General features: G+C 66.0%; 3 protein-coding genes. 1 reads left to right on the top strand and 2 read right to left on the bottom strand.

Annotated features, from left to right (window positions below):
• Positions 1-274 precede the first annotated feature (274 nt).
• Both MJD61_18030 and MJD61_18025 read right to left on the bottom strand, forming a co-directional pair.
• Positions 275-1687, bottom strand: a complete 1413-nt coding sequence (locus tag MJD61_18030) for a sigma-54 dependent transcriptional regulator (protein ID MCG8557163.1) — start codon at positions 1685-1687, stop codon at positions 275-277.
• A gap of 215 nt (positions 1688-1902) precedes the next feature.
• On the bottom strand, positions 1903-2190 hold the full coding sequence (locus tag MJD61_18025) for a hypothetical protein (GenBank protein MCG8557162.1): 288 nt from the start codon (positions 2188-2190) through the stop codon (positions 1903-1905).
• Between the two features lie 99 nt (positions 2191-2289).
• Between MJD61_18025 and MJD61_18020 the strand changes: the two genes are divergently transcribed.
• The gene (locus MJD61_18020; GenBank protein ID MCG8557161.1) at positions 2290-3072 is read left to right on the top strand and encodes an enoyl-CoA hydratase-related protein; all 783 of its coding nucleotides are present in this window, start codon (positions 2290-2292) and stop codon (positions 3070-3072) included.
• Positions 3073-3427 lie beyond the last annotated feature (355 nt).

Here is a 3427-nt window from a genome sequence, read left to right as displayed (position 1 = left end):
GGATACTAGGCGCAATTCAGACCTCCGGAACGGGTAGGGCACCAGTTCTAGGACGTATACGGCCGTGATCGCGTTTTTGTTTTGCCACGGCCGCTTGCTTTGCCAGTCGCTGTGCGAGTGAGTGTGCAGGCCGAGCGAATCAGGCCTCACGTGCTCCGCTGTGCGAGCGTGGCCGCTCGAGTGGTCCTGGGAAACCACGCCGAATAACGAGCCAGCCTATGCTTTGGGCGCGTCCGAGGGCTCGCTGGGAAACCACGCCGAATAACGAGCCAGCCTATGCTTTGGGCGCGTCCGAGGGCTCGCGCTCTTCTGGATCGCTTTCGTTGAATCCGTACTTGGCCAGCCGGTAGCGCATCGAACGGAAGCTGACTCCGAGGAGTCGAGCCGCCGCACTGCGAACACCGCCTGTGCGCTGCAGAGCCTCTAGCAAATAGTGACGCTCAACCGCACCCAGGTGCGCGTCAAGGTCGAAGTCGGAGCCGGGGATCAACGCCCGCGGCAGCCCGGGTGGAGGCACGCTGGCGCCGGCGGGCAAGTCCGCCATCTCGATCTCGGGGCCTGCCGCGAGGGTGACGGCTCGCTCGATGATGTTCTCCAGCTCGCGCACGTTGCCGGGATAACGCCTGCTGAGCAGCCAGCGCATGGCCGGCTGAGACACGCCCAGGCGCTTGTTCTGCAAAGCGGAGTGTTTCTGCAAGAAGTGCTCGGCCAGCAAGGGGATGTCTTCGGGGCGTTCGGCGAGCGGTGGCAGGTGCAGGTCGATCACGTTGAGGCGGTAGTACAAGTCCTGCCGGAACTCGCCGTCTGCCACGGCTCGTTTGATGTCGCGGTTGGTCGCCGCAACCACGCGCACTTCGACAGCGACCTCGCTGTGACTTCCCACCGGGCGCACCTTGCGTTCCTGAAGCGCTCGCAGCAGCTTGACCTGAAGGGAAGGGGGCAGCTCCCCGACTTCGTCCAGAAAGAGCGTGCCTTGATGGGCGGCTCGGAACAGACCCTCCTTGGCGCCCGTGGCACCCGTGAAAGCCCCTTTCTCGTGACCGAAGAGCTCGCTTTCCATGAGCGCCTCGGGCAAGGCACCGCAGTTGACCACCACGAAGGGCTTGTCCGCGCGACTCGATTGCTCGTGCAGCGCCCGAGCCACGAGCTCCTTGCCGGTGCCGCTCTCGCCGGTGATCAACACGCTGGCCGGCGCGCTTGCGACCCGTCCGACCATGTTCATCACGCGCTGCAGCGCGGGATTCCTGCCCACCAGCGCCCCGGCGCGGAACCCCGCGCTCACGTATGCCCGCAGCGCTCGATTCTGTTCGACGATCGTGCGCTTCTCGATCGCCTTCTCTACCACCGCCAGCAGCTCGTCGTTCTTGAAGGGCTTTTGGATGTAGTCGTAGGCGCCTTGACGCATCGCCTGAACTGCCTGCGACGTGGTGGCATAGGCCGTGATCATGATCACCTGGATGCTCTCGTCGCTTTGCGCGGCTGCCTCGAGCACCGACATGCCGGAGCCGTCCGGCATTGCCAGATCGGTGATCACCACGTCGAACCTGGCCGGCTTGGCTGCGAGTTCTTCAGCAGCCGCCTGGCAGCCTCCCACGAGAGTCACATCGTAGCCCGCACGCCGCAGCAGCACACCCAGCATTTGGCGCAATCCCCGTTCGTCGTCCGCTACGAGGATCGTGCCTGGCATGCCTCATCCTAGCATGTGCCCGGTCCGAAACTCGCTCCCGTCGCCTGGCTTGCGGCGCGAGGCCGTCTGCCCCCACTGCCTCACGCTCGATCCTGCTCGATTCCAACCGCCCGCGCTACATTTCCTCGGTTCGCCAGCGCGCCATCCGACCCCGCAGCGCAGCGCCATGCTCGGTCCGGAGTCTCGGGCCGGGCACTGGCATGTGCGGACGGCCCTCAACCAAAGCCTGCTCGGCCCCCATCGCCGCCGCGTCCTGTGCGGTGGCGCAGCGCATGCACCGCGTCGTAGCCGACGTACAGCGTCTCCGATTCGCGCGTGCGGGCTTCAACAAACTCGGGCTGCAGCCTCAGCCCAGCTACGTCGGTCAGCGCCATGGCGCTGCCGGGCTCGCCCAGGAACAGCGTTAGGCGGTGGCCCTGCGCCACCTCGAAACCGTGTGCCTCCGTGGCCGGCGCCACCCCCTGGCAGTTGTTCAGGATCTGCAGCAGCGTATCTCGCGTCATGCCCGGGATCGTCATCTGCTCGTGAGGCACGCGTCAAGGGCTGATTTCCTGCTGGCGGGCTACTATCTTGTCGGCGTTCGCTGACCACGCAGAGCCACCATGCAGAACGCAGATCCGATCCTTATCGAACAGCATCTGGACTCGATCGAGATCTGGCACCTGAACCGGCCCCACGTGCTAAACGCGGTGAACCGAAGCGGCGCCGAGCTCTTGCTTGAAGCCGTCGGGCGCGTGGATTCGGACCCCACGGTGCGGGCGGTCGTGATCGCCGGGGCGGGCGAGCGCGCGTTTTGCGTGGGCGCCGACCTCAAGGAGCGAGCTCGCATGTCCGAGCGCGAAGTGGGTGCCTTCCTGCGGCTGGTAAACGAGGTGATAGGCCGTGTCGACCGTTGCCGGAGGCCGGTGATTGCGGCGATCCACGGGCTTGCGCTTGGCGGAGGTCTCGAGCTTGCTCTGGCCTGCGACCTGCGCGTCGCCTCTCCCAGCGCACGGCTGGGCCTCACGGAGACGTCTCTCGGCATCATCCCGGGGGGAGGCGGCACCCAGCGTCTGCCCAGAATCGTAGGCGAGGCCAGAGCCAAGGAGTTGATCCTGCTCGCTCGACGTGTGGATGGCAACGAGGCCCACCGCATCGGCCTGGTCCACCGTTTGGCTGACGATCCCGTCGCAGCCGCATTGGCCATCGCCCAGCAGCTGGCCGAGGCCGCGCCTCTGGCCCTTACGGCTGCGCTCGAGGCGATCGACGCAGCCGCCGACCTACCGCTCTCTGAAGGGCTGGCCTTCGAGCGACGCGCATACGAAAGGACCCTGCAAAGCCAGGACCGGCTGGAAGCCCTGCGCGCATTCAACGACAAGCGCAAACCCCGCTTCAGGGGTAAGTAAGACCCTAGGGCCCTTAGGGCCCGCCGAAGAATAACTCGATCGGTTGCGGCCGTGCAGGGCGGCGCGCTCGCGGCTTTCGTCCTCGCAAGAATCCTCGCAATAGCGCTGCTATTCCTGCGGTTTTTCCTCCGGGCGCGCACGCGATCGCATCCACCCTGCGCGGCCGGTCTCGACGAGTTATTCTTCCGCGGGCCCTTAGGACTCGAACAGCTCGGCCGCGCTGCTGACCTGTAGGGCGCGTCGGATCCACGTGTTCAGCTGCTCCAAGTCGGTGCAGCTGAGGATTCGCGCCCGCTGTTCCGCGTTGGCTGGGATGTCGCGGGCCTGCAGGATCTGCAGCAGCGCCTGGGCTTCG

It is taken from the genome of Pseudomonadota bacterium, from assembly GCA_022361155.1.
In the GTDB taxonomy this organism is placed as follows: Bacteria; Myxococcota_A; Polyangia; order Polyangiales; family JAKSBK01; genus JAKSBK01.
This window is presented reverse-complemented; position numbering and strand designations above follow the sequence as displayed.

Coding starts and splice junctions, on each gene's coding strand:
- MJD61_18025 (MCG8557162.1), bottom strand. CDS start 2,190: ATGACGCGAGATACGCTGCTGCAGATCCTGAACAACTGCCAGGGGGTG.
- MJD61_18030 (MCG8557163.1), bottom strand. CDS start 1,687: ATGCCAGGCACGATCCTCGTAGCGGACGACGAACGGGGATTGCGCCAA.
- MJD61_18020 (MCG8557161.1), top strand. CDS start 2,290: ATGCAGAACGCAGATCCGATCCTTATCGAACAGCATCTGGACTCGATC.